The sequence below is a fragment of the Picrophilus oshimae DSM 9789 genome (assembly GCF_900176435.1).
Classification (GTDB): Archaea; Thermoplasmatota; Thermoplasmata; order Thermoplasmatales; family Thermoplasmataceae; genus Picrophilus; species Picrophilus oshimae.
Genome location: NZ_FWYE01000001.1, coordinates 425,360 through 444,126 on the forward strand (window position 1 = coordinate 425,360; position 18,767 = coordinate 444,126).

Here is an 18,767-nt window from a genome sequence, read left to right on the forward strand (position 1 = left end):
TAATTTCATTATTAAGCTTTAATGATTGAATTGTATTTATATTAAATTGCCATATTTAAAATCATGTTTGTTATTGATACATCTGCAATACTTTCAAGAAGGATAAGCATTGCCGATGATAATTATATATTCACGCCTGGCGTAATCTCAGAGATTAAAAAGGGTAAGTTGAAGATTATACTTGACTCCGTGCCTTTAAATATTAAAATGCCGGGGATTGATTCAATTAATGCTGTTATAAAGGCCGCAAATGAAACAGGCGATTTGCATGTTCTAAGCAATGTTGATATAGAGGTCATAGCAATGGCCTACGAGATTCACGGGATTATAATAAGCGATGATTATGCAATACAGAACGTGGCAAGGCACATGCACATAAAATACGAGGGCGCAGATTTAAAAACGATAGATAAAAAATTGAAATGGAGGTATCGCTGCACAGGCTGCCGCAGGGTATACAACGATTACATAGAAACCTGCCCGGTATGCGGCCATAAAACCAAAAGGTTCACATATAAATAAATATCTTTAAATGAATGGTAAGTTTATATTCATTGAATTTTGTTTTGTTCTGGACGGTGTTTTTAGAATTTAATTAACAACAAATATAAAATTCATAGAGATTTATATTATATAAATAATAATGTGGTCTTCCCTTTGATATCACAAAAAAATCTTTTATAATTGAACTTAATAAAGCAGTAAATGATGCACAAATTCATCTGGAAGGTGATATTAACAGGTGCCGGCGATAGGAGGTACCTTATGTCAAAGATTGCATACAATTCAGATGTACCGGCAACGTCAAAAATACTTAGAAAAAGGATAAGGATAAACAACAGCAGCGATGTTTATAATATAGATCTAATGCTTAATGATATAGATCCTGGTGAGATCAATGATTCCATTGCAAAAACCGCAGCATTCATCATTGTTGCAGCAAACATAACGGATAAAAGCACGCTTGATGAGTCAATAAGAATTATAAAGAGTTTAAATGGAAAGAACGTTTATATAATAGCCCTTGGGGATGATGAAAAATACAGGGCAGAGTTTTATGACAGGGAGCTTGAAAAGTTAAATAATATGGTTTCAGGCTATTATATAACAAGTCTTAAATATGATATAGAACCTGTTATAGAAAGGATTGTAAACAATACAATAGAAAGAATGAATATATAAATATTAATAAATAATAATGCAGCAATGGATTACATCATAGAGGATGGTTTTCATTTTGATATAAAAAACGGAAAGAGCCCATCGTATTTAATAAATAAATACAGAACCGGACATGTTATAGGAAATGTCTATTTATTAAATAAATATGAGGCATTTTACCTTTATTTAAAGAATAAGATAAGCATAGATGATGAATTTTTTAATGGAAACATTAAATTCTACATGGCATATGAAAATTTGATCGGCTCCGGCCTTTACGTTAAAATTCTCAATGATTGCTTTATGTGCAGGAAAAGCAGGAATTCAAGGTATAAAAAGGTAAGATTCATGCCAGATGACATTTTACTATCATTTAAGGATCTATACAGCGATGATTCTAATATATACATAACCGTTGATGAGGAATACGAATCTGTATATTACAGCATGGAGAGAATTGATATAAAAGGCTCTAGAAAAGATGATTTTTCAGCAGCATCCATTGATGTTTCCTCCGGTGCGTACTTTGGCATGAACTGCCCTGAATGGTTTGGAATAGATTTCCATGGAAAAAGGCTGTTAAATGACTATGAAATAAGATTTTTGAATAATGATGTAAAAAGCAATGTTGATGTAATATACAAAGACTTAATAAAAAGGGGATTTATAGTCAAGAGCGGATTTAAGTATGGCTCAAATTTCAGAATATATAAAAATTCCATGAATGAGCATTCAGATTACCTTGTTAATTACATGGATCACGATCTCTGGTATGTAATAGCAAGGGCCGTTCGCCTGGCATCCAATGTAAGAAAAAGGCTTATAATATCAGGTATAATTGATAATGATCCGGTTTATATAAAAATAGAGAGAATTAAGGATATAAAAACAATCCTTTAAATCTGGACCTCAAAGTCGTCTATTGTCTGCTTAAACTCATCGTATGATTTTATATCGCCACGGTTCTTTAAAATCTCGCGTGCAAGAAGCCAGTAGATAACTGCGAGTGATCTCCTGCCTTTATTGTTTGTTGGTATTATAAGATCTACAAAGTCTGTTTTGTTGTTTGCATCGCACATTGCAATTATTGGTATGCCAACCTTTATTGCCTCCTTCATTGCCTGGGTATCAGCCAGTGGATCCGTAACAAGTATAATCTTTGCCTCCGAGTAATTTGGCAGTGCCGGATTTGTAAGCGTGCCTGGTATAAACCTGCCAATTATTGATTTCGAGCCAACGACCTCTGAGAACTTCGATACCGGCCTGAATGCGTACTGCCTCTGTGCAACGGCCAGTATCTGCTCAGGCCTGTACCTTGCAAGCATCTTGCCGGCAATGATTAGTGCGTGGTTTGTCTTTCTTATATCAAGTATGTAAAGTCCATCGTTTCTTATCTTGAATATGTATGGATCCATATCCTTTGATTTTATCTGTGTGCCTATATGAATACCTGATTTCTGGTATTCATCCTCTGGTATTAACAGCTCCTCTTCCATCATAATATCACTTTTAACCTTTTTATGTAATTATTTATTATTATATAATTGTTTTATTTCTTATTCCCATTCTATAGTTGCAGGCGGTTTGCTTGTTATATCATAAACAACACGGTTTATCTCTGGTATTTCATCTGTTATCCTGTTTGATATGTTCTCAAGAACTGACCAGTCAGGCCTTGAGAATGTGCCTGACATGCCATCAATTGTGTCTATGAACCTGATCGCAATGGTAAGCCCATAGGTTCTCTGATCCCCGTGGATTCCGGTTGTTCTTACAGGTAAAAGAACTGGAAAGTACTGCCATGGTTTATCATTTAGTTTTGATGATTCGTATTCAACAATGTCCGTTGCCCTCCTTAGTATGTTAAGCTTTTCCTCTGTAACCTCGCCTATGATGCGTATTGCAAGTCCTGGCCCCGGAAATGGCTGTACCTCAGGCAGGCCCAGGTACCTGGATACCTCGCGTACCTCGTCCTTGTAGAGATCCCTCAAAGGTTCAACAAGCCTTAAATTCATCTTTTCAGGAAGACCGCCAACATTATGGTGGCTCTTGATGGTATCCCTGGATCCGCCACCGCTCTCTATCCAGTCCGGTGCTATCGTTCCCTGGAGCAGTGATTCCGCACCATAGTTTTTTGCCTCCTCCTCAAAAACCTCAATAAAGGTCCTTCCAATGATCTTTCTCTTTTCCTCAGGGTCTGTTACATTTCTTAACCTTGATATAAAAAGCGATGATCTGTCCAGTATCCTTCCGTTGACGTTATAACTTGAGAATATTTCCTTTATTCTTTTAATATCATTGTTCCTTAATAAACCTGTGTCTATGAAAACTGTTAATATATCGGTCTTCGCCATGGATGATATTACAGCCAGAAGTGTACTATCCTGGCCGCCAGAGCATGCAAGTATGCCCCTTTTAACGTTTTTTTCTATGAATGAAACCGAATCTTTTATAAATTTCTCCGGATCCAACATAAAAAGTAATAAATGGATAATATATTTATTTTATGTCTTCATGATTGCACCAAGGAAGATTAGAAGCGCTATTAATATTCCTATTATTGATGCAATCAAATAGAAGACCGTTGGCTCAAGCACAGAGTAAACAAAGCTGACACGGAATACATCGTATGATCCGAAGATTACGAATAGGCCAAAGATTATGCCTATAACCAGCAGAATTATGCCAACGGCACGGCTCCTGCCGGTTCCAAAGTAGGATGTTAGTATTCCAAGTATAATCATGGAAAGGGCAAACAGTGCAAGCAAAACCAAAACAAAAACAATCCAGTTCCAGTGAAACATGTTTACACCCTTATAGTTTTATCTCCATAAGCGTTTTTGTGTCTATAACGCCTGCTATCGTCCTTATATTATCAATAATGTATTTCCCTATGTCACCGTTAACTGTTAGCTTGGCTATCATATCGTACTCGCCAAGCAGCGGATGGACCTCGATTATCCCGTTTAATGATGATATCTTTTGGTAAACCTCGTACTCCTTGCCAGGGATTATGCTTATTAATATAAAGGCTGTATCCATTTGGTGCTAAAATCCTATAACAAATATAAATCTTTGCAAGAGTAACCTAAGATTTTGGCATGCTTTTTGAGAGTTTTATTAGTATTTTAAGTATCTCGCTTCTTGGCGGCTCCTCATATGCACCCTTGCAGAGCGCCTCAACAACGATTACATAGCTGGTAAATGTTGTTTCATAGATTCTTACCTGCAGCCTTCCCTTTATAAAATCCAGTGATTTCAATGCATCATAGGCCCTTGGTATAAAAATGTCTGGATCTATGTCCTTTGAAACCTCGAATTTTGTTCTTACAAGCCTGGAATCATTGACACCATGGACAAAGATTGCGGACTGTATCATTATGCTGTTTGGTATCTTCAAAGGAACGTTGTCATCTGTAAGCATGGATGTGTACATTAATGAGATGTTTGTAACAACGCCTGTATAACCAGGAATTAAAAAATCGTTTGAATAGAACTTCGGCGGGTATGCTGGTGCATCAAGACCGTACTGCCATGTTGATACTGTTATCCTGTCGCCAACCTTAAAGGGCCTTGATCCAACAACGGCTATACCACCAAATATGTTTGAAAGGACATCCTGTGATGCAAGACCAAGAACAAGGCCTGCAAAGCCACCGGCTGCAAGTGCGGCGCCTATATCAATCTTTAAAATTGAGAAGAAAATAACTGCTGTTATTATATATCCGATTAATTTTATTGTAAAATTCATTGTACCGGCGGTTGATTGCCCTGCAAGATTCCTTGTTGTCCTTGATAAAATATCCGCAGAGAAGTTTGTTATTAATACTCCGGCAATAGCTATTAATATTCCATAGAAAACCAGATGATATTCATCTGCTATCTGGTTATGAAATACAAATTGAAGGACCAGGAGCAGGACGAATAATACAATTACGCTAATTAAGGTTATTACAAGATAGGATATTGCCCTGGAGCGTTTTATCATATGATCACCTAAAATATTTGCTTATTTATCTATTTTATAAATAGGTATTGTTTAAATTATTTATAAGACATTTTCATGAAATACTTTTATATTAAATAAAGATCAGCTATCATGTACTATTTTAAATGCCGTGATCTTGGATGGGACTGCTCGTTTGAACATCATGCCAGTGTTAAGGAGGATCTTTTACCAAGGATAAGAACGCATTTTCATTATGCACACCGCATTGATGAGATTGATCCTGATATGGAAAAAAAGATCTTTTCTGTTGTAACAGAACAGTGATTTTTTATGAAGATAGAGCGATTGAAGGGCTTCAGGGATCACTATCCGGATGATATGGAAATACGCTATGATTTCATTAAAAAGATGATGGATACTGCAATATCCTTTGGATATAAAATGATAGACTTTCCATCGCTGGAATCCATGGATCTTTACAGGCTTAAATCAGGAACGGAACTTGTTGAGCAGACGTTTTCATTTACAGATAAGGGCGGCAGGGAGGTTACAATGATTCCAGAGGCAACACCATCAACTATGAGAATGCTCACATCAAGAAAGGATATTAAAATGCCGGCAAGATGGTTCTCAATACCAAAGGTCTGGCGCTACGAGGAGCCCCAGGAGGGCAGATACAGGGAGCATATACAGTTCAATGCAGACATGTTTGGTGCAGATTCACCAGAGGCTGATGCCGAGATAATAGGTCTGGCGGCAACGATACTTGATAACCTTGGCCTCTCCGGACAGTATGAAATAAACGTAAATGATAGGTATTTAATGGAGCTGATTCTCAGGGATCTTGGCTCAAAGAATCCTGTTGATTTATTTCCAGTTATAGACAGATTTAAAAAGATGGATTTAACCGACTTCAAGAAAAGGCTGCTAAAAGATCTTGATGATGATGCATCAGAAAAACTAATATCTCTGCTTAAAGACAAGATTGATATAAATGATGTTGAAAGATTATTAAATGGCTATGCAAATGATGTTATGGAAAGGGTAAAAAGGTTAAAGGATACCTTTGCGCTTACCTCGAAATATACAAAGAGTAAATTGAACATAGATTTGTCTGTTGTACGTGGCCTTTCATATTATACCGGCATAGTCTTCGAGGCCTTTGACATTTCAGGAGAGCTCAGGGCCATACTTGGTGGTGGCAGGTATGACAATTTATCGAACCTTTTTATAAATGAGAGCATACCTGCTGTTGGCTTTGCAATAGGCGATGCTGTAATAGAGCTTTTATTAAAAAGGAACAACCTCTGGAATTATAAAGATAAAAGAAAGAGATATTACGTTGTTAATATCTCATCGAGTCCAGAAGCCCATATAGAGATATTAAACAAAATAAGAGGATCAGGCAACATTGCAATATCAGAGGTGAATAAAAGAAAGATGCAAACGATAATAAAATACGCCGAGAGCATTAAATGCGACTTTTTAATAATCATTGGTGATAGGGAATTATCATCAAAAAAGATGACTATAAAGAACCTAAGAACCCAGGAGCAGGCCGAGATAGATGTTGATGATTTTATTAATAATATAAATTCATAAATTTTTATGGAAAATATTATAACTAAATTAGTATTGTTTTTTTATGATTTATGATTTAATTGATTTAAATGATCTTGAGGACGGGAAATTAAAAAAGGTTTCGTTAAATGATATAGAGGTTCTTTTATACAGGGATGGTTCCAGTGTATATGCATACGAGCCGTACTGCACACACGAAAAGTACGATCTTTCCGAGGGTTTTATAGAGGATGGTTGCATAGTCTGCCCAAACCATTTTGCTTCATTTGAGATATCATCAGGAAATGTAAGAAGCGGACCTGAGGGCGATGATGAAAATATCAATAATTTAAGGATGTATAAGGTAATATTGAAGAATGGAAGGGTAATGGTCGATATACCATGATACTGGTCTTAATAAAGCAGGTTCCTGATGTTAATGAGATAAAATTTGATGAGAAAACAAGGAGAATAGTAAGGGACAACGTTAAATTATTGATGAATTCCTTTGACAAGAAGGCCGTTGAGGAATCAATAAGGTTATCTGAAAGATATAACCTTGACACTGCCGTTGCAACGATGGGCCCGCCACAGGCAATAACAGTTCTTGAGGAGGCAATAAGGATGGGTGTTAACTCTGGATATTTAATATCAGATAGAAAGTTCGGTGGTGCTGATACCTGGGTTACCTCAAAGGTGCTTTCAGAGTTTATAAAGATGCTCCGGCCTGATATTGTATTAATGGGCAAGTATTCCCTTGATGGCGAGACTTCCCAGGTTCCACCTGAGACGGCATACATGGCAGGTTACAATTTTATATCATCGGTATCAAGGATAGATATAGAAAACGATGATGTTTATGTTAACAGGGATGAGGACTACGGCATATCAAGGTACAGGATAAGGATGCCGCTGGTAATATCAGTAAGTGAGAAGATAAACAAGGCGAGGCAGGCAGGAAACATAAATGTTGAAAACAGAATAAAGGTCATAACGGCAGATGACATAAAAAACATCTCTGGATCTGATTCACTGACCGTTGTAACAAACACGTTTCAATCATCTATAAAAAGGAATAATAAATTCATTGGTTTTGATGAGTTTTTGTCATTAATAAATAATTTCCATGGAAGGCACGAATCTATTGAGAAAAAAATGTTAAAACCACCTGGTGATTCAATCTCACTTGGCCTGGCAGTTGATGATCCTGAAACATCAATGGAAATAGCATCAAAGATGGCATCCATTGGAAATTCCAGGATAGTTTTTATAGGAAACATAGAGCCGGAGAGATTAAAAGGCATTCCATGCCATGAGTATATCTATTTAAAATCAGATACCTATGGATTCATAGATTATGCTACAGACTATATAAAAAAAATGAATCCATTGTATGTTCTTATACCATCGAATCTTAACGGCAGGGATATAGCGGCAAACATAGCAGCAAGGCTTTCTCTTGGGCTCACGGCGGATTGCATAGATATAAAATTCAATGGTAAAAAACTTGTACAGTACAAGCCATCCTTCGGCGGCGGCATAATAGCAGAGATAGAATCCAGAACAGAGCCCGCAATGGCAACAATAAGGCCAGGCATGTTCATTAACAACTATTACGGAAATCCAGAGGTAAAAATCATCGAGTACAAAAAGATGAACAGTTTTGAATTGCTTGAGTCAAGGACAATAAGCGAATCATATATAAATCTTGATAGGGATATTATATTTGGCATAGGCCGTGGACTTGATAAGGATATGATACCAAAGGTTCTTGAAATTGCAGATAAAATCAATGCCGGCGTTGGTGCAACCAGGAAGGTTGTTGACATAAATTTAATGCCAAGGCAGGTTCAGATAGGACTAACAGGCAGGTCGATATCCCCTGGAATATATATAGCACTGGGCATCTCCGGTTCGGATAACCATGTTGTTGGATTAAGATACGCAGGTAAGATAATAGCGGTTAACAACAGCATTGATGCCAATATATTTAAATATTCTGACTACGGCATACTTATGGATGTCAACGACTTCGTAAGAAGGCTCCATGAAAAAGTTTTTAAAAATTAGTATTTTTTCTTAATATTTATATACATTTCAAAGTTATCTATTCATGAAATACGAATTCTCGGACAATTTAAATTATATGAAATCATCCGCAATAAGGAATCTGTTAAAATACATACAGCAGCCTGGAATGATCTCATTTGGCGGCGGAATGCCAAACCCGGAGACCTTTCCAATAGATAAGATAATGGAGATCACAAATGATGTTTTAAAAAATTATGGAAAGAGTGCATTGCAGTACGGTACAACAGACGGCCTCAAACTTTTAAGGGATGAGCTTGTTAAATTCATATTAAAGGATGAGAATATAAAATGTGGCCCTGAGAACATATTTATAACAACAGGATCACAGCAGGCACTGTACGCTCTTTCAAAGATCTTTGCAAATCCAGGCGATAAGGTAATACTTGAAGCACCGACATACGTTGGTATGATATCATCTTTAAATGCCAATGCCGTGGATTCAGAATCAATAGGAATGGACGAAAACGGAATGATTGTTGAGAACCTCGAGGAAAAGATAAAATCAATGATAAAAGATGGTAAAAAGCCCAGGTTTATATATACAATACCAACATTTCAGAATCCTGCAGGTTATACAATGCCGCTGGACAGAAGAAAACATTTAATAGAGATATCAAAAAAATACGAGATACCTGTAATAGAGGATAATCCATATGGCGATTTAAGATACTCTGGAAGCAAGGTACCAACACTGAAAAGCCTTGATGATGATGTTATATACCTTGGAACGTTCTCAAAGGTCATGGCGCCCGGGTTGAGAACCGGATATGTAATAGCAAGTGAGGACGTTGCATCGAAGTTAAACCTTTTAAAACAGGCACTTGATCTTGCAGGCGATTCTTTCTCACAGTACATAGCCTATGAATACCTTAAAAACGGTATAATATACGAGCAGATACCAAAAACCATAGAATTATATAAAAGAAAGAGAAATGTTATGCTTGAGGCACTGGACGAGCATGTTGACAATGCCGAGTGGTCAAAACCAGATGGTGGCATGTTCCTCTGGCTAAGGATAAAAAAGAACGTGGATTCAGAGAAACTCCTTGAAAAGGCCATAGAGAAAAAGGTTGCTTATGTTCCAGGCTCTGCGTTTTATCATAAAAACCCGGAATTAAATACAATGAGGCTGAATTTCACCTACGCAGATGATGATGATATAAAGGATGGTATAAAGAGGCTTGGCCAGGTGATAGCCGAGGCATAAATTCTATTTATAATTCTATTTATAAATTTATTAATAAGTATTCAACATTATGATTTAATGATAACGCTCGTTGGTGGAACATTTAACTGTATTCATATAGGTCATAAGAGGCTTTTAAGGACTGCAATATCATTTAAAGACGATCTTATAATAGGTCTTACAAGCGATGATTACACAAGGAAAAACAAGAGCTATAAAATACCATATGAAAAAAGAAAGATGGAGCTGGAAAGATTTATTTCAAAGTACACTGAAAGATTTATAATAAGGCCAATTGATAGTCCATATGGAAGCACGCTTGAGGTAAATGAACCTGCAAGAATAGTTGTTTCGCCTGAGACCTATTTAAATGCATTAAAGATCAATGAGAGGCGTGCAGAGCTTGGGCTTATGCCAATAAATATTGTAAGAGTACCATTTGTTCTTGCCGAGGATTTATTTCCTGTTAGTTCAACAAGAATACTTAATAATGAGATAACAAAAACAGGAAAAAGAAAAAAAACAATAAAAATATCGATATCCACAGGAAATGATGTCAAGGAGCGTGCGCTTAAGGTCTTTTTGAGCAATCACATGAAAAATTTCAGGGTAACAAGAAACAGTGATTACAAACTGGAGGCCGAGCAACCATTTGGCAGTGATACTGAAAGATTTGCTGTTAAGAGGGCACTTTCAGGATTAAAGGATAATGATTATTCAGTAGGTGTTGAATCCGGTCTTTATTATAATAAAATAAATGACAGATACTATGATGTTCATTTCTGCGCGGTTATCGATAGATATGGAAGGATAACCACTGGCTACAGCAGGGGTTTTGAAATACCATATAAAATTGTAGATTATATAAAATCCGGAGTGAGTTCACCCTATGAAAAATACACCGGAATAGAGAATATAGGAAAAAAGAACGGAATAATTGGTGAGATCACATTTAATAAAATAAGGCGCTTTGATCTTATTTATGATTCAATTGAGATGGCCTTTGCACCAAGGATTAACCCGTCAATTTACATTTGAGAATGTTTAAATAATTAATATGTATGTTAATATTATGGTTACAAAGGAAGAGATACTTGAGGTATTAAAGGGCGTTTCCGATCCAGAGATAGGTATGGATGTTGTTAACCTTGGACTTGTCTATGATATAAAAATAGACGGAAACCGCGTTTACATAAAGATGACGATGACGGCCCCGACATGCCCTGTGACACCATGGATATTAACACAGGCCCAGAAGGAGGTTGAAAATCTTCCAGGTGTCGAGGCTGCTGATATAGAGCTTGTCTGGGATCCACCATGGAACCCAAGCATGATGAGCGATGAGGCAAAGGAGCAGTTAAACATGTTCTGATTTAAATATTTTTATAAATTTTTTTTGTATAAAATTAAAATGTTTATATACCCTTTAAATATAAAGTTTAGGATGACAATGAGCGAGATGGAGAAGATAACAATAGAGAACATTGTTGCCTCAACTTCACTGGCAGAGCACCTGGACCTTAGCAAGATCGCACTTGCCTTGGAGGGTTCAGAGTACGAGCCTGAGCAGTTCCCCGGGCTTATATACAGGCTTCAGGAGCCAAAGACCGCGGTTTTGATTTTTAGAAGTGGCAAGGTCAACTGCACAGGGGCAAAGAACCTTGACGATGTTAAAAAGACAATAGACATAATAATAGATAAATTAAAAAAGGCTGATATAGAGGTTTATGACAATCCAGATATAATAGTGCAGAACATCGTTGCAGTCTACGATTTAGAATCAAATCTGAATTTAACCGATATAGCAATGTCCCTTGGACTTGAAAATGTTGAGTACGAGCCTGAGCAGTTCCCAGGGCTTGTATACAGGGTTGAGGAGCCAAAGGTTGTGCTTTTATTGTTTGGTTCCGGCAAGGTTGTATGCACCGGTGCAAAGGAGGAGAACGAGATAGAGCAGGCTGTAATAAAGGTAAAAAAGGATCTGCAAAAGGTCGGCCTTATTTAATTATTTCCCTTAAGAATGATGTTGCGTATATGCCCCTGCCAAGAATAAAATCCAATTTATTTTTTTCTGGAAATTTTAAATTAATGGGTTTTGCTGAAATTATCCGGTAATCGCCTGATGAGCTCATATATGAATATTCACCGGGTATTTTAAAATCCTGTAATGATACATTCTCATCTTCAAGAACCTTTAGCATAATATCTCTTTGCAGACCGTCTGGCATCCTTGTATCAAATCCTGGCAGCGGTATTACAGGCCTTATTTTGTCCATGGATGATAGATTGTTCAGCATTTCAAGGTTGTATCTGTTTGCCTCGATTAGCCTTTTTTTATCAGGATTGAAATAATCATCTATATTATATAATAAATCACCCTCAATCACAGTTTTTAAATCTTTTACATGCTTCATCCTTTCAGATAGCATTTTATTAAAAAGATATGATTGAAATGCGTGCACAAACATTATTGAAAGGTTCTTTGGCAGCGCATTAAATGCACTGGATTTATTCCCTGATGCTATTGCCCCAAGTATGCTTCTTTCAAACGTTAAATTTCCAGGGTATTCCTTTAATGAGTTTTTTGCATCCATGTTTTTACCATAGTTTATTCTGTATTCCTCGGTGTCAAAGTTATCATCATAGAGATATTTGTCCGCGGCCTTTTCATACTCACCCTTTATTATCATTTTTCCTATGTAATGTGTGTTTGACCTCATTGATCCAAAACGCTGAACACCAAAAAAATTTGGAAATCCACCTTTTTCATTGATCTCCTTTAAAGTTTCAGATGAATCGTTTTCCAAATCACCAGGATAATCAACCTTTATTAAAAATCTGTTTCCGTAAAGATCACCAAGCTTTATTATATCATTTGATCTAAACTGTTCTATTATCTCAATGCCGTTAATGGAGCCTGAAAACATCCTGTCAGTGTTTATACAAAAGTACTGTGTTGTTACGGCCCTTTTATCCTTTGTGCCTGCATATGTTATTCTCTTTCTGCTTATGTTCATGTGCCTTGCAAGATACATAACAAAGCGATTTGTGTCCCAATCATATAACCTTGCCTTTATAATTAAATATTTTCCGTTATCATCCTTTTTTATATCAAACGGGATCTCCTCAACGATGAAATCTTCTGGATTGTTCTTTATCGTCCCGTTTAACTTTTCAGTTTTTGTTATGTATCCATACATGCCAAGATCCATGAAAATGTATGCAATATTAATATAAAACATCAATATATTGTTTTAAAATACTTTTAATATAAATTAAGTATATCTTCAACGATGAAAATCGGTGTTCTTGGAATTCAGGGGGATGTTTACGAGCATTACACAGCGATAAGATCATTAAAAAACAAATATAAGGTTGAAGCATATATAATAAGATCACCAGAGGAAATAAACGAAATGGATGGTATAATAATACCTGGCGGTGAGAGCACAACGATAACAAGGTTTTTATCCAGATACATAAATATAATAAACGAGAACGTTAGAAATGGCATGAAGATAATGGGAACGTGTGCCGGTGCGATAATCTTATCAAAGGATACCGGAGACCCAAGGGTTCATGGAACTGGCATAATGGATATAAAAATACAGAGAAACGCCTATGGAAGGCAGATAGATTCCTTTATTGATGCTGTAAATATAAAAAATATCGGAACGTTCAATGCCGTTTTTATCAGGGCCCCGGTTATAGATGATCCGGGGAAAACATCAGTCCTTGGAGAATACAATGGTAAACCGGTGATCGTTGAGAATGAAAATGCAATTGCAATGACCTTCCATCCAGAGCTTACCGGTGATTTAAGAGTTCACGAGTACTTCCTAAGGAAGGTCATGGGAAACTGATGCTCCAGGGTGTATTTCCAGTGGAAACATATGAAAATACTCTTTTGTTTTGAAAATTTTTTAAAATTTATATACATGGATAATAACCTCCTTTAAAAAGGGGAGAGAGGGGTGTATTTCGAGTGGAAACGAAAAATGGTAACCGGACTGCTCTTTATGATGAGCATATAAAGTTGAATGCAAAGATGATAGACTTTCATGGATGGGAAATGCCTCTTGAATACACAGGCATTATAGATGAGCATCTTGCAGTAAGAAATCATGTTGGCATCTTTGATGTATCACATATGGGCGATATAGTTATAAAAGGTGATGATGCTGCTGCCTTCTGTGATTACATATTTCCTGGAAAGGTATCGGATATGAAAAATGGACAGTGTATGTACACTGCCTTTCTTAATAAGGATGGAAGAATCATTGATGATACAATAATATATAGATTGTCTGAAAAAAGGTTCTTTTTTATACCAAATGCTGCAAACATAGATAGAATATATAACTGGGTGAATTCAAATAAAAACGATTATAACGTTGAGATTAAAAATTATTCATATAATATATCGCATATAGCAATTCAGGGTCCTGATTCATTGAAAATATTGGATGAGATGAAAATAAAATACCCTGGTGAGTTTAAATTCAATTATCATAATACAGAGAGTTACAATGATGTATCAGAGGATAATTCAATAATCGTTTCAGGTACAGGATACACAGGAGAAATAGGAGTTGAAATAATAGTACCAAATAAAGATGCAACTATCCTATGGGAGGATCTAATAAAAAAGATTAAAGATTACTATGGTAAACCATGTGGCCTTGGATCCAGGGATACATTGCGAATGGAGAAGGGCATGCTTTTATCAGGTCAGGACTTTAATGAGGATAGAACACCATATGAGGCTTCCATATCATTTATAATTAATTATAACCATGATTTTATAGGAAAAGAGGCCCTTATAAAAAACAGGAATGAATACAATGAAATATTTAGGGGTTTTATATTGAACGGGAGAAACATACCAAGACAGAACTGTGATATTATATATAACAATGAGGTTGTTGGGATTATTTCCAGTGGAAGTTACTCACCATCATTGAATAGGGGTATTGGACTTGGATATATAAAAAAGGATATAAAAATAAAAACTACCGTAAAGATAAAAATAAGGGAGAAACTTTTTGATGCTGAGGTTTCAAGGCCAAAAATGCTAAAATGATGTTTTTTCTTAATTTTTATTTTATTGTCTATATTTTATGTATAAAAAATTTTTATTTTTTTATTTTTATTTTATTTATGCGAAAGGTGTAAGCCGTAAAATTTTTAATTTAAATTTTACTAAAAAAATATATAATATAATAATATTATTTATCATTAATTATAAAAAATGAAACACTGCAAAAATTACCATGGCATCAATTTTCCACTTCCAGTAGAAATATACCCCTCTCTCCCCTTTTTATTATAGTATATTTTCCATGTATGTATATTTTAATTTTTTTCCATTCTCATTCTTTATTTTTCTGCATTTCCACTGGAAATACACCCTTCAAATTTTGCACTTCCAGTGGAAACATCATAAAAATTTATTAATGTAATATCAATTATGGTAAAAGGGCCGATAGATCAGCGGTAGATCGCCTGCTTTGCAAGCAGGAGGGCTCGGGTTCAAATCCCGATCGGTCCATTTAAATATTTACATTCGTATTTTCATTTTTAGTTCTTTCTTATTTGTTCTTCCTTGCACTATTTAGAAAAATATAGAATTTATCTCCTAAAATAAATAAGTTTTTTCATAAAATAATCTATTTATGGAGCTTCGATTACCAGGCAATATTCATAATATTTCCAGAAATGGATTATCTCCACGCTTATTGAGAAAATAGTAGCCATTAATTTACTTATCATATTATAGCCAAGAAAATAAACAGTGTAAAAGTATTTCAATTCGATGAGAGCACTCAAAACGGAGGTTAAAATGTTTAAATTTCATCCTATAAACAAGATCTGTTGAAATCTTTATGTTCATGATAATAAATAATATCATTATGGGCTATTATTCATTACCTGGAGCACCCTGCTTCAGTTTATCCTTCATTTTTCCTTATGTACTTGGGATATTTTTTATAATTATTGGTGTCTTCATTGCAGCAAAGGTTATATAAAAGGATCAATGATATATGGAATAACAGAAGGTTGAGGCGATAGAACTTGAAAAACAGGCTCGGTGAGGATGTTAATTTAGTAAAAATTGGTTTATTCATTGTTTTCGTTGCACTACTAATATTTGGATTGATTGCGGTATTTATACTGCACTCGCACATTCTTGCCTTCATTGTAATACCGCTATTTTTCCTATTTTTCATGGTTTTTCTTGTAATTCAGTACAGGGAAGTTAGAAGTGGCAAATTTCAGAATAAAATGGACAAAATATTGGAAAATACAAAGGAGAAATACGGGAGGAAATAAATCATTATGAAAAATGAGAGGATTATCCTGAGAACAGGTATATACTGCCTTTTAGCGTATGGAGCTGTAAGCTTTACTTCATATATTTTGTTATACTATTTCAACGCTGGTAATTATAAATATCTTCTTAACACAGGGATTGATATTCTAATGTTTATACCTATCTATACAATTCTGGTTATTCTTGCCTTCTCTTATAGAAAATATAAATCGAATGGTAAATATTTTTAAGTAAAATTTGAAAGATAAGAAAAATGAACAGAAACATTTTTTATTAAAAAATTTTTATATAAATAGCGATTTCAGTTTTTGATTGAATGTTATAATTAAAAATAGATTTTTTAATTAATTGAATTAACCATCTTTTCCATATTTAATTTAAGCACATAATATAAATATATTATAAAAGATAAATTCTGATCTGCAAAGAAGCCATTATATATCAAATTCAAGGTGGATAAATATAACTGATACCATATTTAAAAGTGAATTATTATATAATTAATGTATAGATAAAAATATTTATATATTTTTACTGTTTATTTTTTTTATGAAGGAGGTTCTCTCAGTCCATGATATTATAGATAGCGATAATTATATTAGCCCAAAATTTAGATCAGACGATAATATAAAAATAAAAAGCAATGATGATTATTATCAATTTTATAAAAAATCCATTGAAAACATTGGAGATTACTGGGCTGGGGTTGCTTCAGAGCTTTACTGGTTTAAAAAATGGGATATTAATATGCACGGCGATTTCCCTGATTTTAAATTCTTTTTAAACGGTTACTCCAACGTATGCTTTAACTGCATAGATAGGCATGCATTGAAAAACCCCGATAAAACGGCCATAATATGGTTAAGCGAAGACGGTCTTGAAAGAAAGATGGATTACAGGTCATTAATGATATACACATCAAAGTTCGCCAGCTATCTTCGCAGCATTGGCATAAAAAAGGGAGATGTTGTTGCAATTTTCATGCCAAACAGGATAGAATCATTTATAGCTGTTCATGCCTGCTATAGAATAGGGGCAATATATAATATAATATTCTCCGGTTTTTCAACAAAAGCATTGCTTGATAGGCTCTATGAAACAATGCCAAAGGTCATTATAACAGCAGATAAAACAGTCAGGCGTGGAAAGGTCATTAATATAAAGGAAAAATTAGATTCAATAATAAATAATGTAAAATCAATTCAAAAGGTAATTATTGTAAAGCGTTTTGTTGATACAAGTTTAAACAAAAACGAGGTATCTTTTGAAGATGTATTAAAAGAAACAAACGATCTAATTGATCCGGTACATATAGAGGCAAACGAACCTGGATTTGTAATATACACATCTGGTACAACATCAAGACCAAAGGGAATAGTTCACTCAGGAATCGGTTTTATGGTTGGTGCATACCATAATGTAAAATATGCACTTGATTTAAACAAATCTGATGTTTACTGGTGCACGGCCGATATAGGCTGGCTAACATTTCCAATATTCGAACTTGTTGGAGGTCTGGCTCACGGCGCAACAGTTGTGGCCTACGAGGGTGCTCTTGATTTTCCAGGCATAGATAATTTTTACAATACGCTTGAAAAATATAAAATAAACAAGCTTTTTACGGCACCAACGTTCCTTAGAATGCTTGCAAGGTATGGTAATGAGACCGCATCTAAATATAATATAAAACTGGATTTAATATCTCTTGTGGGCGAGCCGCTGGATACAAAGACATGGTACTGGGCACACGATACATTTGGAGCAGATATTAATAATACATACGGCCAGACAGAAACGGGCAGTGCATGGACATCATCTATTGTTGGTGCAACATACATGAGACCTGGATCTGCAGGCCTGCCGTTGCCAGGACATGCATTTAAAATAATTGATGATACAGGTAAAGAGGTTAAAACAGGTGAAGCCGGGACCCTGGTTATAACAAAGCCGTTTCCATCACTGGCAAGGTCAATCTGGAACGATCATAATAAATATATAAATCAATATTTTTCAGTTTTCCCAAATTTTTACTGTACATATGATTCTGCGATAAAGGATAAATTTGGGCACATCTGGGTTATAGGACGCACGGACGATGTAATAAATGTATCAGGCCACAGGATATCTACAATGGAGATGGAAAACTCAATTATGTCTGTTCCTGATATTTCAGAGGCTGCAGTTATTGGAATAGACCATGAAATAAAAGGCACGGTTCCGTACGTGTTTTTTACATCAAAAAACACAGATAACGAAATAAAGAATAAAATATCATCGGCAATAGAATCATCAATAGGCAGATTCGCAATGCCTGAAAAGATCATAATGATACCGGAGATGCCTAAAACAAGGTCTGGAAAGATCATGAGGCGTCTTTTAAAGGAAATCGTAATGCATGGTGATGTATCAGGGGATATAACAGGTCTTGAAAATCCAGATTCAATAAATATTATAAAGAATGCTATAAATAATCAAAAATAAAAAAA

General features: G+C 35.3%; 21 protein-coding genes and 1 tRNA gene. 16 read left to right on the plus strand and 6 right to left on the minus strand.

Annotated elements, in window-relative coordinates; all coding sequences use genetic code 11:
- The first annotated feature begins 63 nt into the window (after positions 1-63).
- From B8780_RS02335 to endA, 3 genes are all read left to right on the plus strand, one after another.
- Positions 64-522 carry a type II toxin-antitoxin system VapC family toxin gene (locus B8780_RS02335; protein WP_011177321.1) on the plus strand — a complete coding sequence of 153 codons (459 nt, stop codon included), beginning with the start codon at positions 64-66 and terminating at the stop codon, positions 520-522.
- 183 nt (positions 523-705) lie between these two features.
- Positions 706-1,182: a hypothetical protein gene (locus B8780_RS02340; protein ID WP_084272512.1), complete on the plus strand. Its 477-nt coding sequence runs from the start codon at positions 706-708 to the stop codon at positions 1,180-1,182.
- Between the two features lie 24 nt (positions 1,183-1,206).
- Entirely contained in the window at positions 1,207-2,061 is an 855-nt protein-coding gene (gene endA, locus B8780_RS02345) for a tRNA-intron lyase (RefSeq protein WP_011177319.1), read from the plus strand.
- On the opposite strand, the gene rpsB is transcribed toward endA, so the two are convergent.
- The 5 genes from rpsB to B8780_RS02370 are packed head-to-tail and all read right to left on the minus strand — an operon-like array spanning position 2,058 to position 5,149.
- Complete coding sequence (gene rpsB, locus B8780_RS02350; RefSeq protein ID WP_192805733.1) at positions 2,058-2,657, minus strand: 30S ribosomal protein S2; 600 nt, start codon at positions 2,655-2,657, stop codon at positions 2,058-2,060. The genes endA and rpsB overlap by 4 nt on opposite strands.
- A gap of 60 nt (positions 2,658-2,717) precedes the next feature.
- On the minus strand, positions 2,718-3,632 hold the full coding sequence (gene guaA / locus B8780_RS02355; RefSeq protein WP_083750401.1) for a glutamine-hydrolyzing GMP synthase: 915 nt from the start codon (positions 3,630-3,632) through the stop codon (positions 2,718-2,720).
- Positions 3,633-3,665: 33 nt separating this feature from the next.
- Positions 3,666-3,965 carry a hypothetical protein gene (locus B8780_RS02360; protein WP_011177316.1) on the minus strand — a complete coding sequence of 100 codons (300 nt, stop codon included), beginning with the start codon at positions 3,963-3,965 and terminating at the stop codon, positions 3,666-3,668.
- A 10-nt stretch (positions 3,966-3,975) separates the two neighbouring features.
- Positions 3,976-4,203: an Lrp/AsnC ligand binding domain-containing protein gene (locus tag B8780_RS02365; protein ID WP_084272513.1), complete on the minus strand. Its 228-nt coding sequence runs from the start codon at positions 4,201-4,203 to the stop codon at positions 3,976-3,978.
- A 46-nt stretch (positions 4,204-4,249) separates the two neighbouring features.
- Positions 4,250-5,149, minus strand: a complete 900-nt coding sequence (locus tag B8780_RS02370; RefSeq protein ID WP_084272514.1) for a mechanosensitive ion channel family protein — start codon at positions 5,147-5,149, stop codon at positions 4,250-4,252.
- 111 nt (positions 5,150-5,260) lie between these two features.
- On the opposite strand from B8780_RS02370, the gene B8780_RS02375 reads away from it, so the two are divergent.
- The 8 genes from B8780_RS02375 (at position 5,261) to B8780_RS02410 (ending at position 11,952) form a co-directional block, all read left to right on the plus strand.
- Positions 5,261-5,434, plus strand: coding sequence for a DUF1059 domain-containing protein (locus tag B8780_RS02375; protein WP_083750381.1), 174 nt, complete (start codon positions 5,261-5,263; stop codon positions 5,432-5,434).
- Between the two features lie 6 nt (positions 5,435-5,440).
- Complete coding sequence (gene hisS, locus B8780_RS02380; RefSeq protein WP_084272515.1) at positions 5,441-6,712, plus strand: histidine--tRNA ligase; 1,272 nt, start codon at positions 5,441-5,443, stop codon at positions 6,710-6,712.
- Between the two features lie 43 nt (positions 6,713-6,755).
- On the plus strand, positions 6,756-7,076 hold the full coding sequence (locus B8780_RS02385; RefSeq protein ID WP_084272516.1) for a Rieske (2Fe-2S) protein: 321 nt from the start codon (positions 6,756-6,758) through the stop codon (positions 7,074-7,076).
- Positions 7,073-8,740 carry an FAD-binding protein gene (locus tag B8780_RS02390; RefSeq protein ID WP_084272517.1) on the plus strand — a complete coding sequence of 556 codons (1,668 nt, stop codon included), beginning with the start codon at positions 7,073-7,075 and terminating at the stop codon, positions 8,738-8,740. The genes B8780_RS02385 and B8780_RS02390 overlap by 4 nt, the downstream gene beginning before the upstream one ends.
- A gap of 43 nt (positions 8,741-8,783) precedes the next feature.
- On the plus strand, positions 8,784-9,968 hold the full coding sequence (locus B8780_RS02395; protein ID WP_084272518.1) for an aminotransferase-like domain-containing protein: 1,185 nt from the start codon (positions 8,784-8,786) through the stop codon (positions 9,966-9,968).
- 57 nt (positions 9,969-10,025) lie between these two features.
- Positions 10,026-10,985 carry a bifunctional pantetheine-phosphate adenylyltransferase/NTP phosphatase gene (locus tag B8780_RS02400; RefSeq protein WP_084272519.1) on the plus strand — a complete coding sequence of 320 codons (960 nt, stop codon included), beginning with the start codon at positions 10,026-10,028 and terminating at the stop codon, positions 10,983-10,985.
- 34 nt (positions 10,986-11,019) lie between these two features.
- Entirely contained in the window at positions 11,020-11,319 is a 300-nt protein-coding gene (locus tag B8780_RS02405) for a metal-sulfur cluster assembly factor (protein ID WP_048059446.1), read from the plus strand.
- Between the two features lie 78 nt (positions 11,320-11,397).
- Complete coding sequence (locus tag B8780_RS02410; RefSeq protein ID WP_011177307.1) at positions 11,398-11,952, plus strand: TATA-box-binding protein; 555 nt, start codon at positions 11,398-11,400, stop codon at positions 11,950-11,952.
- On the opposite strand, the gene truD is transcribed toward B8780_RS02410, so the two are convergent.
- Positions 11,945-13,159, minus strand: coding sequence for a tRNA pseudouridine(13) synthase TruD (gene truD, locus B8780_RS02415; RefSeq protein WP_236719356.1), 1,215 nt, complete (start codon positions 13,157-13,159; stop codon positions 11,945-11,947). The two genes, B8780_RS02410 and truD, sit on opposite strands and share 8 nt — an antisense overlap.
- Before the next feature lie 81 nt (positions 13,160-13,240).
- Between truD and pdxT the strand changes: the two genes are divergently transcribed.
- The 5 genes from pdxT (at position 13,241) to B8780_RS02440 (ending at position 18,762) form a co-directional block, all read left to right on the plus strand.
- A complete protein-coding gene (pdxT, locus tag B8780_RS02420; protein ID WP_084272521.1) occupies positions 13,241-13,810 on the plus strand; it encodes a pyridoxal 5'-phosphate synthase glutaminase subunit PdxT in 570 nt (189 codons plus the stop codon).
- Positions 13,811-13,932: 122 nt separating this feature from the next.
- On the plus strand, positions 13,933-15,030 hold the full coding sequence (gcvT, locus tag B8780_RS02425; protein ID WP_084272522.1) for a glycine cleavage system aminomethyltransferase GcvT: 1,098 nt from the start codon (positions 13,933-13,935) through the stop codon (positions 15,028-15,030).
- A gap of 396 nt (positions 15,031-15,426) precedes the next feature.
- A tRNA-Ala gene (locus tag B8780_RS02430) sits at positions 15,427-15,498 on the plus strand.
- Positions 15,499-16,022: 524 nt separating this feature from the next.
- Complete coding sequence (locus B8780_RS02435) at positions 16,023-16,280, plus strand: hypothetical protein (RefSeq protein ID WP_084272523.1); 258 nt, start codon at positions 16,023-16,025, stop codon at positions 16,278-16,280.
- Positions 16,281-16,830: 550 nt separating this feature from the next.
- Complete coding sequence (locus B8780_RS02440; RefSeq protein WP_084272524.1) at positions 16,831-18,762, plus strand: acetate--CoA ligase; 1,932 nt, start codon at positions 16,831-16,833, stop codon at positions 18,760-18,762.
- Positions 18,763-18,767 lie beyond the last annotated feature (5 nt).

What these genes read in the sequence shown, in the direction of transcription:
- pdxT (WP_084272521.1), top strand. Translation starts at nt 13,241, where the DNA reads ATGAAAATCGGTGTTCTTGGAATTCAGGGGGATGTTTACGAGCATTAC.
- B8780_RS02400 (WP_084272519.1), top strand. Translation starts at nt 10,026, where the DNA reads ATGATAACGCTCGTTGGTGGAACATTTAACTGTATTCATATAGGTCAT.
- truD (WP_236719356.1), bottom strand. Translation starts at nt 13,159, where the DNA reads ATGGATCTTGGCATGTATGGATACATAACAAAAACTGAAAAGTTAAAC.
- hisS (WP_084272515.1), top strand. Translation starts at nt 5,441, where the DNA reads ATGAAGATAGAGCGATTGAAGGGCTTCAGGGATCACTATCCGGATGAT.
- B8780_RS02410 (WP_011177307.1), top strand. Translation starts at nt 11,398, where the DNA reads ATGAGCGAGATGGAGAAGATAACAATAGAGAACATTGTTGCCTCAACT.
- B8780_RS02365 (WP_084272513.1), bottom strand. Translation starts at nt 4,203, where the DNA reads ATGGATACAGCCTTTATATTAATAAGCATAATCCCTGGCAAGGAGTAC.
- B8780_RS02440 (WP_084272524.1), top strand. Translation starts at nt 16,831, where the DNA reads ATGAAGGAGGTTCTCTCAGTCCATGATATTATAGATAGCGATAATTAT.
- B8780_RS02390 (WP_084272517.1), top strand. Translation starts at nt 7,073, where the DNA reads ATGATACTGGTCTTAATAAAGCAGGTTCCTGATGTTAATGAGATAAAA.
- B8780_RS02335 (WP_011177321.1), top strand. Translation starts at nt 64, where the DNA reads ATGTTTGTTATTGATACATCTGCAATACTTTCAAGAAGGATAAGCATT.
- B8780_RS02340 (WP_084272512.1), top strand. Translation starts at nt 706, where the DNA reads ATGATGCACAAATTCATCTGGAAGGTGATATTAACAGGTGCCGGCGAT.
- rpsB (WP_192805733.1), bottom strand. Translation starts at nt 2,657, where the DNA reads ATGGAAGAGGAGCTGTTAATACCAGAGGATGAATACCAGAAATCAGGT.
- B8780_RS02360 (WP_011177316.1), bottom strand. Translation starts at nt 3,965, where the DNA reads ATGTTTCACTGGAACTGGATTGTTTTTGTTTTGGTTTTGCTTGCACTG.
- endA (WP_011177319.1), top strand. Translation starts at nt 1,207, where the DNA reads ATGGATTACATCATAGAGGATGGTTTTCATTTTGATATAAAAAACGGA.
- B8780_RS02405 (WP_048059446.1), top strand. Translation starts at nt 11,020, where the DNA reads ATGGTTACAAAGGAAGAGATACTTGAGGTATTAAAGGGCGTTTCCGAT.
- B8780_RS02395 (WP_084272518.1), top strand. Translation starts at nt 8,784, where the DNA reads ATGAAATACGAATTCTCGGACAATTTAAATTATATGAAATCATCCGCA.
- B8780_RS02385 (WP_084272516.1), top strand. Translation starts at nt 6,756, where the DNA reads ATGATTTATGATTTAATTGATTTAAATGATCTTGAGGACGGGAAATTA.
- B8780_RS02375 (WP_083750381.1), top strand. Translation starts at nt 5,261, where the DNA reads ATGTACTATTTTAAATGCCGTGATCTTGGATGGGACTGCTCGTTTGAA.
- B8780_RS02370 (WP_084272514.1), bottom strand. Translation starts at nt 5,149, where the DNA reads ATGATAAAACGCTCCAGGGCAATATCCTATCTTGTAATAACCTTAATT.